Source organism: Rhizobium sp. 01N424 (assembly GCF_056399485.1).
Map to the genome: position 1 here is coordinate 83528 of NZ_JBFTRK010000007.1, position 16854 is coordinate 100381.

The 16854-nt window shown below is 61.1% G+C and carries 18 protein-coding genes; 2 read left to right on the forward strand and 16 right to left on the reverse strand.

The features are described 5' to 3' along the window. The first annotated feature begins 75 nt into the window (after window positions 1–75). Complete coding sequence (locus AC1DNK_RS18260; protein WP_477942620.1) at window positions 76–381, forward strand: hypothetical protein; 306 nt, start codon at window positions 76–78, stop codon at window positions 379–381. A gap of 2 nt (window positions 382–383) precedes the next feature. Here the strand turns inward: AC1DNK_RS18260 and AC1DNK_RS18265 are convergent, their stop codons facing one another. The 15 genes from AC1DNK_RS18265 to AC1DNK_RS18335 all read right to left on the reverse strand — a co-directional run bounded on the left by AC1DNK_RS18265 (window position 384) and on the right by AC1DNK_RS18335 (window position 13414). Further along, window positions 384–830, reverse strand: a complete 447-nt coding sequence (locus AC1DNK_RS18265) for a type II toxin-antitoxin system RatA family toxin (RefSeq protein WP_477942622.1) — start codon at window positions 828–830, stop codon at window positions 384–386. A gap of 9 nt (window positions 831–839) precedes the next feature. Beyond that, on the reverse strand, window positions 840–1412 hold the full coding sequence (locus AC1DNK_RS18270) for a P-loop NTPase family protein (RefSeq protein ID WP_477942624.1): 573 nt from the start codon (window positions 1410–1412) through the stop codon (window positions 840–842). A gap of 72 nt (window positions 1413–1484) precedes the next feature. Beyond that, on the reverse strand, window positions 1485–2456 hold the full coding sequence (lipA, locus tag AC1DNK_RS18275; protein ID WP_477942626.1) for a lipoyl synthase: 972 nt from the start codon (window positions 2454–2456) through the stop codon (window positions 1485–1487). Window positions 2457–2549: 93 nt separating this feature from the next. After that, window positions 2550–2798 (reverse strand): GlsB/YeaQ/YmgE family stress response membrane protein, encoded by a 249-nt coding sequence (locus AC1DNK_RS18280; RefSeq protein ID WP_477942628.1) that lies wholly within the window; start codon window positions 2796–2798, stop codon window positions 2550–2552. 14 nt (window positions 2799–2812) lie between these two features. After that, window positions 2813–3067 carry a GlsB/YeaQ/YmgE family stress response membrane protein gene (locus tag AC1DNK_RS18285; RefSeq protein ID WP_112539526.1) on the reverse strand — a complete coding sequence of 85 codons (255 nt, stop codon included), beginning with the start codon at window positions 3065–3067 and terminating at the stop codon, window positions 2813–2815. A gap of 76 nt (window positions 3068–3143) precedes the next feature. Next, window positions 3144–4592: a dihydrolipoyl dehydrogenase gene (lpdA, locus tag AC1DNK_RS18290; protein WP_477942630.1), complete on the reverse strand. Its 1449-nt coding sequence runs from the start codon at window positions 4590–4592 to the stop codon at window positions 3144–3146. A 13-nt stretch (window positions 4593–4605) separates the two neighbouring features. Further along, window positions 4606–5187, reverse strand: a complete 582-nt coding sequence (locus AC1DNK_RS18295; RefSeq protein WP_477942632.1) for a GNAT family N-acetyltransferase — start codon at window positions 5185–5187, stop codon at window positions 4606–4608. 2 nt (window positions 5188–5189) lie between these two features. After that, window positions 5190–5831 carry an SGNH/GDSL hydrolase family protein gene (locus AC1DNK_RS18300; RefSeq protein ID WP_477942634.1) on the reverse strand — a complete coding sequence of 214 codons (642 nt, stop codon included), beginning with the start codon at window positions 5829–5831 and terminating at the stop codon, window positions 5190–5192. 19 nt (window positions 5832–5850) lie between these two features. Then, a complete protein-coding gene (locus AC1DNK_RS18305; protein WP_477942636.1) occupies window positions 5851–7197 on the reverse strand; it encodes a pyruvate dehydrogenase complex dihydrolipoamide acetyltransferase in 1347 nt (448 codons plus the stop codon). Between the two features lie 15 nt (window positions 7198–7212). Further along, complete coding sequence (locus tag AC1DNK_RS18310; protein WP_477942638.1) at window positions 7213–8592, reverse strand: pyruvate dehydrogenase complex E1 component subunit beta; 1380 nt, start codon at window positions 8590–8592, stop codon at window positions 7213–7215. A 15-nt stretch (window positions 8593–8607) separates the two neighbouring features. After that, window positions 8608–9654, reverse strand: a complete 1047-nt coding sequence (gene pdhA, locus AC1DNK_RS18315) for a pyruvate dehydrogenase (acetyl-transferring) E1 component subunit alpha (RefSeq protein WP_477942640.1) — start codon at window positions 9652–9654, stop codon at window positions 8608–8610. Window positions 9655–9799: 145 nt separating this feature from the next. Beyond that, complete coding sequence (locus AC1DNK_RS18320) at window positions 9800–10120, reverse strand: FtsB family cell division protein (RefSeq protein ID WP_477942876.1); 321 nt, start codon at window positions 10118–10120, stop codon at window positions 9800–9802. Between the two features lie 144 nt (window positions 10121–10264). Continuing rightward, entirely contained in the window at window positions 10265–11539 is a 1275-nt protein-coding gene (gene eno, locus AC1DNK_RS18325) for a phosphopyruvate hydratase (RefSeq protein ID WP_112388121.1), read from the reverse strand. A 154-nt stretch (window positions 11540–11693) separates the two neighbouring features. Next, window positions 11694–12539 (reverse strand): 3-deoxy-8-phosphooctulonate synthase, encoded by an 846-nt coding sequence (gene kdsA / locus AC1DNK_RS18330; protein WP_310299137.1) that lies wholly within the window; start codon window positions 12537–12539, stop codon window positions 11694–11696. Beyond that, window positions 12536–13414, reverse strand: coding sequence for a VOC family protein (locus tag AC1DNK_RS18335; protein WP_477942642.1), 879 nt, complete (start codon window positions 13412–13414; stop codon window positions 12536–12538). Before AC1DNK_RS18335 ends, kdsA begins: the two co-directional genes overlap by 4 nt. A 204-nt stretch (window positions 13415–13618) precedes the next feature. On the opposite strand from AC1DNK_RS18335, the gene lexA reads away from it, so the two are divergent. Further along, entirely contained in the window at window positions 13619–14332 is a 714-nt protein-coding gene (lexA, locus tag AC1DNK_RS18340) for a transcriptional repressor LexA (protein ID WP_112388118.1), read from the forward strand. Here the strand turns inward: lexA and AC1DNK_RS18345 are convergent. Continuing rightward, on the reverse strand, window positions 14313–16739 hold the full coding sequence (locus AC1DNK_RS18345; protein ID WP_477942644.1) for a ComEC/Rec2 family competence protein: 2427 nt from the start codon (window positions 16737–16739) through the stop codon (window positions 14313–14315). The two genes, lexA and AC1DNK_RS18345, sit on opposite strands and share 20 nt — an antisense overlap. Window positions 16740–16854 lie beyond the last annotated feature (115 nt).

A 16854-nucleotide genomic window follows, 5' to 3' on the forward strand; every position in this document is an offset into this window, starting at 1 on the left:
CATGCCGGAACAAAAGTCTTCTGCTACCGTTCCTGCCGCGTTGCCGGCCAATGCCGGTTTTGAAGGATTGTTCCCATGCGATACTTGGCCGTCTTCGGCGTTGCATTGAGTCTCGGCTGCATTTCCGCCGCGGAAGCACCGTCCAATTACCAGACCTATACCGGCATCCGTGTCGATTCCGATCCGGTGCTGCTGGCGCGCTACGATCGCGCCCTCTCCTATTGCGAGCGAGAATCGATTTCGTGGCGCGGTTCGCCCGACACGCGCAGCCTCCGCTACAATACGGCGCTGAGGAACTGCCTCTACCGCCGCAGCTTTGTCGATCGCGGCTACTATGCCTATCCGGCAACGCAGGTCTTCGACCACTTCCTCGACCGCTAAGCTCAGCTACCGTAGATCGCCGTCGCGCGTTTTTCGAAGGCTTCCGTGAACATGCGGAACGCCCTGTCGAACATCGTCCCCATGAGCGCGCCGAGGATGCGGCTCTTGAACTCGTAGTCGATGAAGAAATTCACCGTCGAGCCGTTGGTCGCGCCGGTGAAGTTCCAGCGGTTGTCGAGATACTTGAACGGGCCATCGATATATTTGACGTCGATGACGTGTTCGGCCTTGTTGAGCAGCACCTGGGTCGTGAAGGTTTCGCGGATCGCCTTGTAGCCGACCGTCATGTCGGCCACGAGCAGGATCTTGCCATCGCGCTCCTTGCGGCTGCGCACGGTCAGTGCCTCGCAGAGCGGCAGGAATTCCGGATAGCGTTCGACATCGGCAACGAGGTCGAACATCTGCTCGGCACTATGGGGAACGGGGCGATGCGTTTCGAATTGCGGCATGAAGGGCAGTTAAGCGGGCGCATCGAGAAGATCAAGAAGGCGGCTCACCTCTCGCCGGCTTTTCAGCTGGAAAACCGGGACATCAGGGCCATAGCGATCGATACCGGCGATGACGAGCGGTGCGAACCGCTGCTCGAACGTCCAGATGTAGGTGAGGAACTCGCGATCCGGCAGCTGTTCCCGGCATCCGGGCGCCATATCCGGCCGCGTCTTGCCGAGATGAAAGAAAGCACGCTTGCAGATTCCCCATAGGCAAAGCCAGCGCGGCATGCGCACCCAGAGGATCAGTTGCGTGCGCGGGACGCGGATATCGAAGGTCGATGGGCCGGTTCCGTCCATCAGCCAACCTTCGCCGTTGACGGTATCGGTGATCAATTGCCGTTCCTCGGCTTTCTGACGCTTCACCCAATCCGGCAGCCAGAAGAATTCCTTGTCCATCGAGATATGGGTCAGACCGAGCCTTGCGGAGAGCTTTCGCGACAGCGTGCTCTTGCCGCCGCCGGAGCAGCCGATGACCATGATCCGGGAGGACCGGCGCGCGAGGCGGACAGCTTCACCGATATCGTCGATATAAGCAGGCATCGCGTCTCTCGCTTGCAAACAAAAAGCCGCGGCGAAAATCGCCGCGGCTTCTAAAAAATGCAAGCAGGGATTTTATTCTGCGGCGATCAGCAGCTTCTTTTCGCGCGCCGCTTTCAGACGGGCGAAATCGTCGCCGGCGTGATGCGAGGAGCGCGTCAACGGGCTGGAAGCGACCATCAGGAAGCCCTTTGTATAGGCGACCGTCTCGTAGGACTTGAATTCTTCCGGCGTGACGAAGCTCATGACCGCATGGTGCTTCTTGGTCGGCTGCAGGTACTGGCCGATCGTCAGGAAATCGACGTCGGCGGTGCGCAGGTCGTCCATCAGCTGGAGGACTTCATTCCGCTCTTCGCCGAGACCGACCATGATGCCCGATTTGGTGAACATCGTCGGATCCAGTTCCTTCACGCGCTGCAGCAGGCGAATGGAGTGGAAATAGCGGGCGCCGGGGCGAACCGTCAGATAATTGCCCGGCACGGTTTCCATGTTGTGATTGAAAACATCGGGCTTGGCGGCGACGACGCGCTCCAGAGCACCCGGCTTCTTCAGGAAGTCAGGCGTCAGGATCTCGATCGTCGTCATTGGCGACGCGGCGCGGATCGCCCAGATCACCTTTTCGAAATGCTCGGCGCCGCCATCGGCCAGATCGTCACGATCGACCGAGGTGATGACGACGTGGGAAAGGCCCATCTGCTTGACGGCCTTGGCGACATTCTCGGGCTCGGCCATATCCAGCGCATTCGGCTTGCCTGTCGAGACATTGCAGAAGGCACAGGCGCGGGTACAGATCTCGCCCATGATCATGAAGGTGGCGTGCTTTTTGTCCCAGCACTCGCCGATATTCGGGCAGCCGGCTTCCTCGCAGACGGTGACGAGCTTGTGCTCCTTCACGATCGAGCGCGTCTCGGAATAACCCTTCGACGTCGGCGCCTTGACGCGGATCCAGTCCGGCTTGCGCAGCACTTCCTGGTCCGGCCGGTGGGCCTTTTCGGGATGGCGCACGCGCTTTACATCGGGATTGATCGTGTCGAGGATAGTGACCATTGCAGTTTCAACTTTCCGCCGCCCCATGCGGCTTCATCATCAGTCTGCACATAAGTGTTTTACGCCGATCTTACAATCGAGCCGTCATGTGCATCATCGCCGGACGAGCCGGGCGAGGAAAATCAGCAGGCAGGCGCCCAGGAAGCCGGTGACGAAGTAGCCGAACCGCCCGCCGGCCACTTCGATATGGAATTGCGCCAGAATGGCGGTGGCGACGACGGAGCCGACAATGCCGAGCACGATGTTCAGCAGAATGCCGTACCGTGCCTCCATCAGCTTGCCTGCGAGCCAGCCCGCAAAACCGCCGATGATGATTGCTGCTATCCAGCCGACGCCTTCCATATGAGCCCTTTTCCCTACGCTATTGCCCTTGCGATCAGCACCACGATGATGGCGCCGACCGTGGCGTGAATGATCTGTACCACCAACGCATTTTCAATGCCCAGCGAGATGCCCAGTGCATTGAACAGAAACCCGCCCACGAAGGCGCCGATGACGCCGCTCAGCAGGCACCGTATCAGCCCGCCCCCACCGACCACGAGGCTTGCCAGAAAACCGGCGACAAGCCCGATCAGCAGGAAGATGAGCAATGCCTGCGTACTCATTGACATGATGATTTCCTTTCGTTTTCCCTGTTTCAGGGATGGCCTCTGCCATCCTCAAGAAAGAGGGCGGAAACGGAAATTATCAAGCGTTCAGCACGCGTCCGTAAGCGTCGAGCACGGCTTCCTTCATCGATTCCGAAACGGTCGGATGCGGGAAGATCGTGTGCATCAGTTCTTCTTCGGTCGTCTCCAGGTTCATGGCGACGACGAAGCCCTGAATCAGTTCGGTGACTTCGGCACCGACCATGTGGGCGCCGAGCAATTCGCCGGTCTTCTTGTCGAAGATGACCTTGACCATGCCCTGGTCTTCGCCGAGCGCGATGGCCTTGCCGTTGGCAACGAAGGAGAAGCGGCCGACGCGGATATCGCGGCCGGCTTCCTTGGCCTTGGCTTCCGTCAGACCGACGGAGGCGACCTGCGGGTTGCAATAGGTGCAGCCCGGGACCTTGCTCTTGTCGGTCGGATGGACGTTCGGCAGGCCGGCGATCTTCTCGATGCAGACGACGCCTTCATGCTCGGCCTTGTGAGCGAGCATCGGCGGACCGGCAACGTCGCCGATCGCGTAGATGCCGGGGACATTGGTCTTGCCGTAGCCGTCGATGACGACGCAGCCGCGGTCGGTCTTGACGCCGAGCGCCTCGAGGCCGAGGTTTTCGATATTGCCCTGGACACCGACGGCGGAGATCATCCGGTCCGCAGTGATCTGCTGGACCTTGCCGTCAGCCGTCTCGACATGCGCGGTGACGCTGTCTGCCGATTTCTCGACCTTGGTGATCTTGGCACTGGTGAAAATCTTCAGGCCGCGCTTTTCCAGCTGCTTGCGGGCGATCGCGGTGATCTCGGCATCTTCGACCGGCATGATGGTCGGCATGACTTCGACGACGGTGACGTCGACGCCCATCGAGCGGTAGAAGCTGGCGAACTCGATGCCGATGGCGCCCGAGCCCATGACGATCAGCGACTTCGGCAGAACATCCGGCTTCAGCGCTTCGAAATAGGTCCAGATCAGCTTGCCATCCGGCTCAATGCCCGGCAGCGCGCGCGGACGGGCGCCGGTGGCGATGATAATGTGCTTGGCGGTGTAGGTGCCGCCCTCGGCCTTGATGTTCTTCGGCAGCGGATGCTGCGGCTCGACAACAGGCTTCGTCGACTTGGAGACAACAATCTCGCCAGGCTTGGTGATCTTTGCCTCGCCCCAGATGACGTCGACCTTGTTCTTCTTCATCAGGAAGCCGACGCCGGCATTCAGGCGGCCGGAAACGGCGCGCGAGCGGGCGACGACGGCCTTGGTGTCGGCCTTGACCGACCCTTCGAGAACGAGGCCGTAGTCCTTCAGGTGGTTCGAATGATCGAGGATTTCGGCGGAGCGCAGCAGCGCCTTTGTCGGGATACAGCCCCAGTTGAGGCAGATGCCGCCCAGGTGCTCGCGCTCGACGATCGCGACCTTCAGACCGAGCTGACCGGCGCGCACCGCCGCGACATAGCCGCCCGGACCCGAACCGATGATGATGACGTCGTAATTCTCAGCCATGTTTCCTGCCTTTTTATCCGGCGAGGCGGGTCAAAAGCACCCACTCGTGTTTCCTGCTGCTCTCGAAAATCGGCACGGCATCCGCGCGATCCGCTTCCGAGAAACCATTCTTCTTGTACAGCGCCAGCGCTGCCTCATTGTCGCTCGATGTGATCAGGCTGACCGGCAAACCATTTGCCTTGTCGATCTGGTCGCCGAGCAGTTTCATTCCAATGCCGATGCCGCGCAGATGGCGGTAGACGGCCAGCGTACCGATGAACCAGCCGCCGGCGACCGTCTTCTGCATGGTGATCACAGGCACCAGCGCCGGGCGATCCGTTTCGATGGCGCTGATGCCAGCGCCCAGTTCGTAACCCACCGCCGCTCCGGCGATTTCGCCATAGGCTTCGGCGACAACAGCATTCTGCCAGCTGCCCCACTCGCCATCCCGGCTCATCTTCAGCCGGCCCTGCTCGAGAGGCGTATCGACCTTGCCGCCGGAGACCTCGGAGAACCAAAGCCAGGAGGCGAAACCGTGAGAGCCGATATCGACGAGGATCGCGAGTTCCGCCGCATCCCGCCGTTCCGCCGGCCGCAGCGCGGCGAAGGTGCCCACGGTCAAACTCCCAGCATCATCCGGACGACCGATTCCAGACCGCGCCCGAGAGCGCGGGTATTTTCCGCATCGAGATGCACGCCATCGAGCGGCGTGGTTCTCGCAACCGAACTGCCGTCGAAGAAACCGCAGCCGAGCTCGTCGGCGAGATCGCGATAGAGGGTCGCAAGCTTTGCCGACTCCTCGACACCACCGGCAAAGGACGCCGCAAACGGCGCGTTCGCCGTCTCGCATAGAACCGGCGGCGCGACGATCAGGATATCCGGCCCGTCGAACTCGAAGGGCCAGGCGTGATTGCGGATCAGCCGCACCAAGCGGGCGATGCCCTGGCAGGCGGCAAAGGCCGAACCCGCCACGACAGGCTTCATGTCGTTGGTGCCAAGCAGCAGGATGACGAGATCGAGCGGTGCATGCGTCTGCAGGATGGTCGGCAGCACATGGGCACCGTTGCGGTCGCAATCGGCCAGATGGTCGTCGAAGGCGGTGGTCCGGCCGTTCAAGCCTTCAGCGATGACGCGCGTGCCGTTGCCGAGCGCTGCCTGCAGCACGCTCGGCCAACGATCCTCGTAGGCATGGCGGCCTATCGTCTCGGCGCTGTAGCCCCAGGTCAGCGAGTCACCATAGCAAAGAACGGTCTTCGTCATTTCCGCCTCCGCTCAATGCTCAGACGAGCATGCCCATCGGGTTTTCGATATAGCCCTTGAAGGCCTGCAGCAGCTGCGCGCCGAGCGCACCGTCGACGCAGCGATGGTCGGTCGACAGGGTGACGCTCATGACCGTTGCAATGGCCATCTCGCCCTTCTTGACGACGACGCGCTGCTCGCCTGCGCCGACCGCCAGGATCGTTGCATGCGGCGGGTTGATGACGGCTGCGAAATCCTTCACGCCCATCATGCCCATGTTCGAAACCGAGGTCGTGCCACCCTGATATTCTTCAGGCTTCAGCTTGCGATCCTTGGCGCGCTTGCCGAGGTCCTTCATCTCGTTGGAGATGGCAGACAGCGTCTTCAGCTCGGCCTTGCGGATGATCGGGGTGATCAGGCCGCCGGGGATCGAGACGGCGACGCCGACATCGGCATGCTTGTGCTTGACCATGTTGTTGTCGGTCCAAGAGACGTTCGCATCCGGAACGTCGCGCAGTGCCAGAGCCATCGCCTTGATGACCATGTCGTTGACCGAGAGCTTGTAGGCCGGTGCGCTGTCCTTGCGGGGCGCGGCATCGTTCAGTTGCGCGCGAAGCGCCATCAGCGCGTCGAGTTCGCAATCGACGGTGACGTAGAAGTGCGGCACGGTCTGCTTCGATTCTACCAGACGGCGGGCAATCGTCTTGCGCATGTTGTCATGCGGCACGAGCTCGTAGGAACCCTGCTCGAAGAGCTTGAGAACGGCTTCTTCCGAAGCACCCTTCGGGGCGGCAGGAGCGGCAGCGGCCTGAGGTGCAGCTGCAGAAGCAGCAGGCGCAGCCGCCTTGGCACCACCACCGGATACGGCAGCTTCGACATCGCTCTTGACGACGCGGCCATGCGGGCCGGAGCCGGTGACAGCAGCGAGATCGATACCGGCTTCCTTCGCGAGGCGGCGTGCCAGCGGCGAAGAGAAGGTGCGGTTGCCAGACGATGCAGCAGCAGGTGCTGCGGCCGGAGCCTGCGCCGCAGGGGCGGCTGCTGCCGGGGCAGCTGCGGCTTCAGCCTTCGGTGCCGGGGCAGCTTCGGCCTTCGGAGCCGGCGCGGACGAGCCGGCGCCGCTTGCGGCCGCCTTCACGTCTTCACCCTCGGCGGCCAGAACGGCAATCAGCGCGTTGACCTTGACGCCTTCCGTGCCAGCAGGAACGACGATCTTGGCAACGGTGCCTTCATCGACCGCTTCGACTTCCATCGTCGCCTTGTCGGTTTCGATCTCGGCGATGACATCGCCAGACTTGACCGTATCGCCTTCCTTGACCAGCCACTTGGCCAGGTTGCCTTCTTCCATCGTCGGAGAGAGGGCAGGCATCGTGATGTTGATAGGCATCGAAATACCCTCCCCTTATTTGTAGCAGACGGTCTTCACTGCCTGGACGACTTCGTCGACATTCGGCAGCGCCAGCTTTTCGAGGTTTGCGGCGTAAGGCATCGGAACGTCCTTGCCGGCGATCGTCAGGACCGGTGCGTCGAGATAATCGAAGGCCTGCTGCATGACGCGGGTGGCGATTTCGGTGCCAACCGAGTTCTGCGGGTAGCCTTCTTCGACGGTAACCAGGCGGCCGGTCTTCTTGACCGATTCGATCACCGTCGGAAGGTCCATCGGGCGCAGGGTGCGAAGGTCGATCAGTTCGACGTCGATGCCGATCTTCTCGAGTTCAGCGGCTGCCTTGACCGCATAGGTCATGCCGATGCCGAAGGAGACGATGGTGACGTCCTTGCCCTGGCGGTGAATGCGGGCCTTACCGATCGGGAGGACGAAATTATCGAGCTTCGGCACGTCGAAGTGCTGGCCGTAGAGAATTTCGTTTTCGAGGAAGACGACCGGGTTCGGATCACGGATCGCGGCCTTCAGCAGGCCCTTGGCGTCGGCTGCCGTGTAGGGCATGACGACCTTGAGGCCCGGTATCTGGCTGTACCAGGAGGCATAATCCTGGCTGTGCTGAGCGCCGACGCGTGCGGCGGCACCATTCGGGCCGCGGAAGACGATCGGAGCGCCCATCTGGCCGCCGGACATGTAGAGCGTCTTTGCAGCCGAGTTGATGATCTGGTCGATCGCCTGCATGGCGAAGTTGAAGGTCATGAACTCGACGATCGGCTTCAAGCCGGCCATCGCAGCGCCGACGCCGACGCCGGCAAAGCCGTGCTCGGTGATCGGGGTATCGATGACGCGGCGAGCGCCAAATTCCTGCAGCAGGCCCTGGGTCACCTTGTAGGCGCCCTGATACTCGGCCACTTCTTCGCCCATGACGAAGACGTTGTCGTCGGCGCGCATTTCTTCGGCCATCGCGTCGCGAAGCGCTTCGCGAACGGTCATGGAGACCATCTCGGTGCCGGCGGGGATTTCCGGATCGTTCGGTGCTGCTGCCTTCGGTTCAGCCGGAACCGGTGCTGCGGCAGGCTTGGCTTCTGCGGCCGGTGTGGGAGCAGCGGCAGGTGCCGGTGCAGCAGCGGGTGCGGCCGAGATGTCGGAAGCCGATTCGCCGTCCTGCAGGAGGATCGCGATCTTGGCATTGACCTTGACGTTTTCGGTGCCGGCCGGAACCAGCAGCTTGCCGATCACGCCTTCATCGACGGCTTCGACTTCCATCGTCGCCTTGTCGGTTTCGATTTCGGCAATCACGTCACCCGAGGTGACCTTGTCGCCTTCATTCTTGAGCCACTTAGACAGCGTGCCTTCTTCCATCGTCGGAGAGAGGGCGGGCATGAGGATATCGATAGGCATTGGTTCCCTCCCCGATTAGAGCAGAATGTCGGTGTAGAGCGCGGATGCATCCGGCTCCGGATCGTTCTGGGCGAAATCGGCACTGTCGGCGACGATGTCGCGGACGTCCTTGTCGATCGCCTTCAGATCGTCTTCGGAGGCCCAGCCCTTTTCGACGAGGCGCTGGCGCACCTGCTCGATCGGATCATGCTCCGAGCGCATCTTCTGCACTTCGTCCTTGGAACGGTACTTGGCCGGGTCCGACATGGAGTGGCCGCGGTAGCGGTAGGTCAGCATTTCCAGGATGATCGGGCCCTTGCCGGAGCGGCAATGATCGAGCGCCTCGTCGGCGGCAGCCTTGACGGCGCGCACGTCCATACCATCGACCTGTACGCCCAGAATGCCGAAGCCGGAGCCGCGCAGCGAATAGTTCGACTGTGCGGTGGCGCGAGCCGTGGAGGTGCCCATGGCGTAGCGGTTGTTTTCGACGATATAGATGATCGGCAGCTTCCAGAGTGCCGCCATATTGAAGCTTTCGTAGACCTGGCCCTGGTTAGCCGCGCCGTCGCCGAAATAGGCGACGCTGACCGAGTCATTGCCGCGGTAGCGGTTGGCAAATGCCAGGCCGGTGCCGAGCGAGACCTGCGCGCCGACGATGCCGTGTCCGCCGTAGAAATGCTTTTCCTTGGAGAACATGTGCATCGAACCGCCCTTCCCGTGGGAATAGCCGTTGCGGCGGCCGGTCAGTTCGGCCATGACGCCGCGGGCGCTCATGCCGGTTGCCAGCATGTGGCCGTGGTCACGGTAGGCGGTGATGACCTGATCGCCATCCTTCTGCGCCATCTGCATGCCGACGACGACAGCTTCCTGACCGATGTAAAGGTGACAGAAACCACCGATGAAGCCCATGCCGTAAAGCTGGCCGGCCTTCTCTTCGAAGCGGCGGATCAGCAGCATCTCGCGGTAAGCCTTGAGCTCCTCGTCGCGATCGAAATCGGCGACAGGACCACCATTCGAGGCCTTGGCTGCGGATTTTGCGCTGGTCTTGCGGCTGGAAACGGTCGCGTTCTTTCGCGGCGCCATTCAACCCTCCCTATGGGTTTGTGGTTCTTAGGTGGCGCGTACCATAGGGAAGAAATATGGCCACAGCAATGCCATAAATGCATGGCACGTATTCAGGATTAAGCCACTGATAATTCTATATAATTAACGATTAACTTGTTTTCAGTTAATTGGAATATGAATTGAATATGACGACCTCGTCGGCGCGTGACACATTCAGCTGGTAACGGGCTTTTTCGTCTAGCATATCCTTGTCGAGAGAGCCATCACTCAAAAGCGCGACCTGCTGCTCGATATGCTCGCGCTTGGCCTTCAGCGTCGCAAGCTCCTTCTCGCGGGCGATGCGCCGCTGCTCGAAGACTTCGGTCGCACGCAGGCCGTAATCGCCATGGATGCAATGATAGCCGAAATAGGAGAGAAAGGCGATCGTCATAGCCGGAACAACGAACCGGCCGATCTTCTTTTTCTTATGATGCTTTGTCCACATACGCACACATGCTCTAAAACGCATTACCTATGCGATGACAGTAGCGCTGAGAGATTAACCGTCCGTTGACTATGAATTCTTGCGAGCAAGAAAAAACCCGCGCCGGTGAAGCGCGGGTTTCAAGGCATTGATCGCTAACGGCTATCAGCCGCGGATGATCGAGCGGCCGGCATAGCGGGCCTGCGGGCCGAGGCCCTCTTCGATGCGGATCAGCTGGTTGTACTTTGCCAGACGATCCGAGCGCGACAGCGAGCCGGTCTTGATCTGACCGCAGTTGGTGGCAACCGCGAGATCGGCAATCGTGGAATCTTCGGTTTCGCCCGAACGGTGCGACATGACGGCGGTGTAGGCTGCCTTGTGCGCAGTGTTGACGGCGTCGAGGGTTTCCGTCAGCGAGCCGATCTGGTTGACCTTGACGAGGATCGAGTTGGCGACGCCCATCTTGATACCGTCGCGCAGGCGGGCCGAATTGGTGACGAAGAGATCGTCGCCGACCAGCTGAACCTTTTTGCCGGCCAGATCGGTCAGAGCCTTCCAGCCGTCCCAATCGTCTTCAGCCATGCCGTCTTCGATCGAGATGATCGGGTACTGGGCAGCGAGCTGCGCCAGGTATTCGGCCATTGCGCCAGGCTCCAGCGTGCGGCCTTCGCCTTCCAGAACGTACTTGCCGTCCTTGAAGAATTCGGTCGAGGCGCAGTCGAGGCCGAGATAGATGTCTTCGCCCGGCTTGTAGCCAGCCTTTTCGATCGACTTCATGATGAAATCGAGGGCTTCAGGCGCGCTCTTCAGGCCCGGTGCGAAACCGCCTTCGTCGCCGACGTTGGTGTTGTGGCCCTGAGCCGAGAGTTCCTTCTTGAGGACGTGGAAGACTTCCGAACCCATGCGGACGGCTTCACGGATCGAGTCGGCGCCGACGGGCAGGATCATGAATTCCTGGAAATCGATCGGGTTGTCGGCATGAGCGCCGCCGTTGATGATGTTCATCATCGGAACAGGCAGCAGGTGGGCGGAAGCGCCACCGACATAGCGATAGAGCGGCAGGCCGGCAGCTTCGGCAGCAGCCTTGGCGACGGCCAGCGAAACGCCGAGGATGGCGTTGGCGCCGAGGCGCGACTTGTTCGGCGTGCCGTCCAGTTCGATCATGATGTTGTCGATCTGGATCTGGTTTTCGGCGTCGATGCCGCCGATGGCGTCGAAGATTTCGGTGTTGGCAGCTTCGACGGCCTTTTCGACACCCTTGCCGAGATAGCGCTTGCCGCCATCGCGAACTTCGACGGCTTCGTGCGCGCCGGTCGACGCACCCGACGGAACAGCCGCGCGGCCCATGCTGCCATCTTCCAGATAAACGTCGACCTCGACGGTGGGGTTGCCACGGCTATCGAGAATCTCGCGGGCGATGATATCGGTAATTGCAGTCATGGGTTTCTTCCTGCTCGGTGGGTGGGATAAATCGTTTGAAATCGTCTTAATCGAAGGCACGCAAATTACAATGGCCGTTTTTGAGCCGCCTAACATGCCTTCGTTTCCAGCCTCATTCGAGGCCTATTACAGGATCATGTCAGCCTTTTGAACGTCAGGCCGCTTTCGCGATGGCGTCGAAGGCGAGAAGCTTTTCGAGAAGCCGCGGCATGTCCTTCAGATAGACCATGTTCGGTCCGTCGGACGGCGCGTTGTCCGGGTCTTCGTGCGTTTCGACGAAGACACCCGCGACACCGACGGCAACGGCGGCACGCGCCAGGGTCTCGACGAATTCGCGCTGGCCGCCGCTCGAACCGCCCTGCCCGCCCGGCTGCTGCACGGAATGCGTGGCGTCGAAGATAACGGGAGCGCCAAGTGCAGCCATGATTGGCAGCGAGCGCATGTCCGATACCAGTGTGTTGTACCCGAAGGAGGCACCGCGTTCGCAGAGCAGGATGTTCGGATTGCCGCTGGCATTCAGCTTGGCGAGGACATTCTTCATGTCCCAGGGCGCCAGGAACTGGCCCTTCTTGACGTTGACGATCCGGCCGGTCTTGGCGGCAGCAACGAGAAGGTCCGTCTGGCGGCTGAGGAAGGCCGGGATCTGCAGGATGTCGGCGACGGTTGCCACCTGCTCGCACTGCTCTTCCGTGTGGATATCGGTCAGAACAGGAAAGCCGAATTCCTTCTTCAGATCGGAGAAGACTTCGAGCGCCTTTTCAAGACCGATGCCGCGCTCGGCAGAAAGCGATGTGCGGTTCGCCTTGTCGAAAGACGACTTATAGACGAGGCCGATACCGAGCGACTTGCAGAGTTCGCTCAGAACACCGGCGACCATGAAAGCATGGTCGCGGCTTTCCATCTGGCAGGGACCGGCGATCAGCGACAGCTTGCCCGTATTCGAAAAAGTAACGCGTCCAGCACCCTCGCCGGCGACGACTTCTGCATTGGTATTTGTCATTGGGTCTCCTCGAAGGCAAAGATTGCGCCTTGTCCCGGCGCCGGCTTCACCAGCAGACGATTGTTCATACTGACATGGGTGATCCCGTTAGCAGCCAAATGCGCCGCTGTCACGGCCAGATCACCGACCGAAAACACGATTGCGCGCGCCCTGAGGCCGTTATCGGTGACAAGTGGCTCGGCATCGAAATAGGCCTCCATGCCCTCGCTCGAGAAGATGGAAAGTCTCCCGTTCGGCAATTCGAAGTATAGGCCGAGTGCCGCCTCCTTAGGCTCCACTCCACCGCTGGCCGTCTCCAGAAATTCGGCGAAGGCCTGCGGATCCTCAGCGCTCAGGGCAATCTCGCTGATGCCGGTGACGCCGTTTGCATGGGTTTCCAGTGCCTTGCGATCGGCCGGAAAGGCGTTGATCCGCTGGCAGGCGAAGAAGAAGACATCGGGTGCCCGGAGATCGGCGGCAAAGGCGAGCTTGAAGGCGCCTGTCGCCTGTGTTCCGTCGGGCATGACGATCGGCCGCGAGAATTCGACCATATCACCGCCGCTCAGCTGTGCGCCGTCATAGGAAGCCTTGTCCGCATCGGCATCATCGGTGCCGAAGACAACAGCCGAAAAGCCGTCATCGCCGCAGCGGAAGCGGAAGGCCTGATCGCGGGCGACGAAGCTGTTGCCCTTCGCGACGGCCGCGTCGCACTCCGCCTGGTTGGCGACACCGAGCGGTTCGAGATAGGTCCTGTCGGCAAGGAAGACGCAGGCATTCTCCGTTCCGAACGGATGACGGCCATCGGCCGCGACGGTGAAACCGAGACGGCCGAGTCGCTCGCGGGCAACATCTATATGGGTGACGGGCAGTACCAGATGATCGAGCGGATGCGTCATGGCGGTTCCCTCCGGTGAAGCCGGCAGAGATTTGCACTCCCTGCCCGGCAAAGCGCAAGCGTGGATCACCAATCCGGCAAATAAACTTTCAAAAACGACGAAAAATCATCGGAAGTTTTACCAATATTTAGGCACTTGCGGAACACATATGGAACATATAGTGTCCGTTCTGGCTTTGTTTCACGAATCTGGGGAAAGACTTCGATGCTGACGCGCAAACAACAGGAGCTTCTCCTCTTCATTCACGAGCGGATGAAAGAGTCCGGCGTACCGCCGTCCTTCGACGAAATGAAGGACGCGCTCGACCTGGCTTCCAAGTCGGGCATCCATCGCCTGATCACCGCGTTGGAAGAGCGCGGTTTCATTCGCCGCCTACCGAACAGGGCGCGCGCACTCGAGGTCATCAAGCTTCCGGAAGCCTACAGCCCGAGCATTCAGCCGCGCCGCGGATTCTCGCCGAGCGTCATCGAAGGCAGCCTCGGCAAGCCGCAGCCGGTCGCGCCGCCGAAGCCGGCGAACGAGGACAATCACACGTCGATCTCCGTGCCGGTCATGGGCCGGATCGCAGCCGGTGTGCCGATTTCGGCGATCCAGCAGAACACCCACGACATTACAGTTCCCGCCGACATGCTCGGAAACGGTGAGCACTATGCTCTTGAGGTCAAGGGCGACTCCATGATCGAGGCCGGCATCTTCGACGGCGACACGGTCATCATCCGCAACACCAATACCGCCAATGCCGGTGATATCGTCGTTGCGCTCGTCGATGACGAAGAGGCAACACTGAAGCGCTTCCGCCGCAAGGGCGCGTCCATTGCGCTCGAGGCCGCCAACCCGGCTTACGAAACCCGCATTTTTGGACCTGACCGCGTCAAGGTTCAGGGTAAGCTCGTCGGCCTTATCCGCCGCTATCACTGAGCGGTTCGCTTTCACCAAAAGCTCCACTGCGCCAGTCATAGGCGCGGTGGCGGGTCCAGGGACGATCGAGACCCTCGAATGATGTGGTGATTTCGGCGATCCCATTGGGGAAACGAAGCTCGACAGCGCCTGTCTTCCGCAGTGTCTCCCCGGTGAAAAGCAGGGCGCCTGAGCGGCAGGTATCGAAGCGCAGGCGAACCGGTGTGACGACGATATCGGATATGTCGCAGGCTGGGCCAAGGAACGCCGCATTCTCGATCACGGTCAGGATCGAACCGTTGTCGAGCTTCGCTGTACACCAGGCCTTTTTCACGCATGAGAAGCGCTCGCCCGTCGCACTGGCCTTGATCGCGTTCATGGTGTCGTTCTGCTGTGCCTCCGTCAGTTTCAGCCTTTCACCGCGCGGTGCGGTGGGAATATCCGGGAGCGCCGGGAACGCCGGTGACAGATGCTTATCGATCACCAGAGCGCGCCTCCATTGATCAAAGATGAAGCCCGGTGGCCGCTCGCGATTGGTGGCGAGGCCGTTGTCGCTGACGATGCCCGCCATGCTCCCGTCCTCGGCAATCACGATTTTCGGCGGCGGAGGACCTCCCAACATCGCGGCGGCTGTCGTCGATGCCATCAAGATCGCGGTGCCGAGATGGCGCATGCGGCTGCGCAGCAAAGTCAGCAGCAGGAAACCTGTCACCGCCGCGGGAAAGTACCAAGACGCCAGGCGCCCGACGCCGATATCGCCGCCCCATGAGGCAACCGTCCTGGCGATGGCGATCACCAGATCGAGCCCGAAACCCGTCACCTGCCACGCCCATGCATCGAGACCGAAGGGCATCAGCAGCATGGCAATGAGGCCGAACGGCATGATGATGAAGGAGATAATCGGCATTGCGGCGAGATTGGCTGGCAGGCCATAGGCCGTCAGCCGGTGGAAGTGCTCGACCGAGAACAATGCAGTCGAGAAGCCGCCGATGACGGAGGTCAGCAGGATGCCGCCGAAGAACGCGGCGGCGGAAGACAGCATCCTGACGGCGCGAAACTTTGCGAAGGGCCGGTCGCGCACCGGCCTCTCCTTCCAGAGCGCATAGCCCGCGACGAGGGCCAGTGTCGCGGCGAAGGACATCTGGAAGCTTGGCCCCATGATCTCCGAGGGTGAGAGGATAATGATCACCAGCGCCGACAGGGCGACGTTGCGCAGACTGATCGACGGCCGGTCGAAGAAGACCGCCGCCAGCATGATCGCCATCATGATGAAGGCGCGTTCGGCAGAGACAGCGAAGCCCGAGATCAGAAAATAGGCGGTGACGGCGGCAAGCGCACCGGCTGCGGCGATCTTCTTGACGGGATAGGCCTGGACGACAGCCGGAAACAGGCTGAGCACGCTGCGGAAGCCGACGAAGAAGATGCCTGCCGACAGCGCCATGTTGAGACCGGAAATGGCAATGATATGCGCAAGCCCGGATTGGCGCAGCGCCTCGGTCGTCTCGCTCGAAATGGCGCGGCGCTCGTCCGTGACGAGAGCGGCGGCGAAAGCGCCGGTGTCGCCAGGCAGGATGCCTCTGATACGATCGCCGATGCCGCTTCTGAGGCGATAAAGCCATTCAATAGCGCGATCCTGCATCGATCCGGGCTCGGGTTCGGCCGCTGGCACCACGGCAGGGGCACCATAAAAGAAACCGTTGCCACCGACGCCGTCGAAATAGGCACCGAACGAAAAGTCGTTGAGGCCGGGAAGAGCAGGCCCAGACGGCGGCGTCAGCCTTGCCCGGCCTTTCAGCCAAGTCCCGGTTTCGAACTCCGCTTTCTGGCCGCGCGCAATCACGGTCACCTGCTCTGGCGGTCGCTTCAGCGCCGGGTTCTCCGTCGCCTTGAGCGCCAGCAGATACCGCCAGCCGCCGCGGCCATCGCTTTCCCGCCGCTCTACGCGGCCTGTCAGCGTCGTCGTTACCGCCGAATCGAGAACGACAGTACCAGCTCTCCAGGTCTCGAATTGTGCGGCGAGGATGCCGGCAGCAATCAACGTCATGGAGGCCACGCAGATCCGGCTCCACTGCCGGCTGCGATCGGTCACGGCGAGCAGCAGAAGCAGCACGACCGCGCATGAAAGCGGCACAGCCGGTGAAATGTCTGCACCGCAGGCAAACCAGAGAAGGGAGCCCAGTCCGAGCGCCACCGGCGCAAACAACATGCGGCCGCCATAAGCCAGCTCTTCGACAGCGCAGGCCGGCAGGCTTTGCACAACACGGCGCTGCAGCGACCGAAGAGCATGAATAGAAAGCTGCCGGCGGTGACCTAGATTAACAGGTGCGAGGAGAGAGCCCGCTGCAGGCGGCATCAGCAGCGTCTGCGGCAATTTGGCCGCGGCGCCGATGGTGATCGTGCTGACGTCGCTGGTTTTCAACTCCGGCATGCAAAGAGCCTGATGACCCGATAGAATACAACCAGAATGCAACCCTGCGCGCGTTTCAGCAACAATAATCGATTGAAAAATGATGAAAAAACGTGAGTGCAAAAAGCCTAAATAA

What these genes read in the sequence shown, in the direction of transcription:
- lipA (WP_477942626.1), bottom strand. Translation starts at nt 2,456, where the DNA reads ATGGTCACTATCCTCGACACGATCAATCCCGATGTAAAGCGCGTGCGC.
- AC1DNK_RS18260 (WP_477942620.1), top strand. Translation starts at nt 76, where the DNA reads ATGCGATACTTGGCCGTCTTCGGCGTTGCATTGAGTCTCGGCTGCATT.
- AC1DNK_RS18335 (WP_477942642.1), bottom strand. Translation starts at nt 13,414, where the DNA reads ATGACGCATCCGCTCGATCATCTGGTACTGCCCGTCACCCATATAGAT.
- AC1DNK_RS18310 (WP_477942638.1), bottom strand. Translation starts at nt 8,592, where the DNA reads ATGCCTATCGATATCCTCATGCCCGCCCTCTCTCCGACGATGGAAGAA.
- AC1DNK_RS18300 (WP_477942634.1), bottom strand. Translation starts at nt 5,831, where the DNA reads ATGACGAAGACCGTTCTTTGCTATGGTGACTCGCTGACCTGGGGCTAC.
- AC1DNK_RS18345 (WP_477942644.1), bottom strand. Translation starts at nt 16,739, where the DNA reads ATGCCGGAGTTGAAAACCAGCGACGTCAGCACGATCACCATCGGCGCC.
- AC1DNK_RS18280 (WP_477942628.1), bottom strand. Translation starts at nt 2,798, where the DNA reads ATGGAAGGCGTCGGCTGGATAGCAGCAATCATCATCGGCGGTTTTGCG.
- AC1DNK_RS18270 (WP_477942624.1), bottom strand. Translation starts at nt 1,412, where the DNA reads ATGCCTGCTTATATCGACGATATCGGTGAAGCTGTCCGCCTCGCGCGC.
- eno (WP_112388121.1), bottom strand. Translation starts at nt 11,539, where the DNA reads ATGACTGCAATTACCGATATCATCGCCCGCGAGATTCTCGATAGCCGT.
- pdhA (WP_477942640.1), bottom strand. Translation starts at nt 9,654, where the DNA reads ATGGCGCCGCGAAAGAACGCGACCGTTTCCAGCCGCAAGACCAGCGCA.
- kdsA (WP_310299137.1), bottom strand. Translation starts at nt 12,539, where the DNA reads ATGACAAATACCAATGCAGAAGTCGTCGCCGGCGAGGGTGCTGGACGC.
- AC1DNK_RS18285 (WP_112539526.1), bottom strand. Translation starts at nt 3,067, where the DNA reads ATGTCAATGAGTACGCAGGCATTGCTCATCTTCCTGCTGATCGGGCTT.
- AC1DNK_RS18305 (WP_477942636.1), bottom strand. Translation starts at nt 7,197, where the DNA reads ATGCCTATCAACATCACGATGCCTGCCCTCTCTCCGACGATGGAAGAA.
- lexA (WP_112388118.1), top strand. Translation starts at nt 13,619, where the DNA reads ATGCTGACGCGCAAACAACAGGAGCTTCTCCTCTTCATTCACGAGCGG.
- lpdA (WP_477942630.1), bottom strand. Translation starts at nt 4,592, where the DNA reads ATGGCTGAGAATTACGACGTCATCATCATCGGTTCGGGTCCGGGCGGC.
- AC1DNK_RS18320 (WP_477942876.1), bottom strand. Translation starts at nt 10,120, where the DNA reads ATGTGGACAAAGCATCATAAGAAAAAGAAGATCGGCCGGTTCGTTGTT.
- AC1DNK_RS18265 (WP_477942622.1), bottom strand. Translation starts at nt 830, where the DNA reads ATGCCGCAATTCGAAACGCATCGCCCCGTTCCCCATAGTGCCGAGCAG.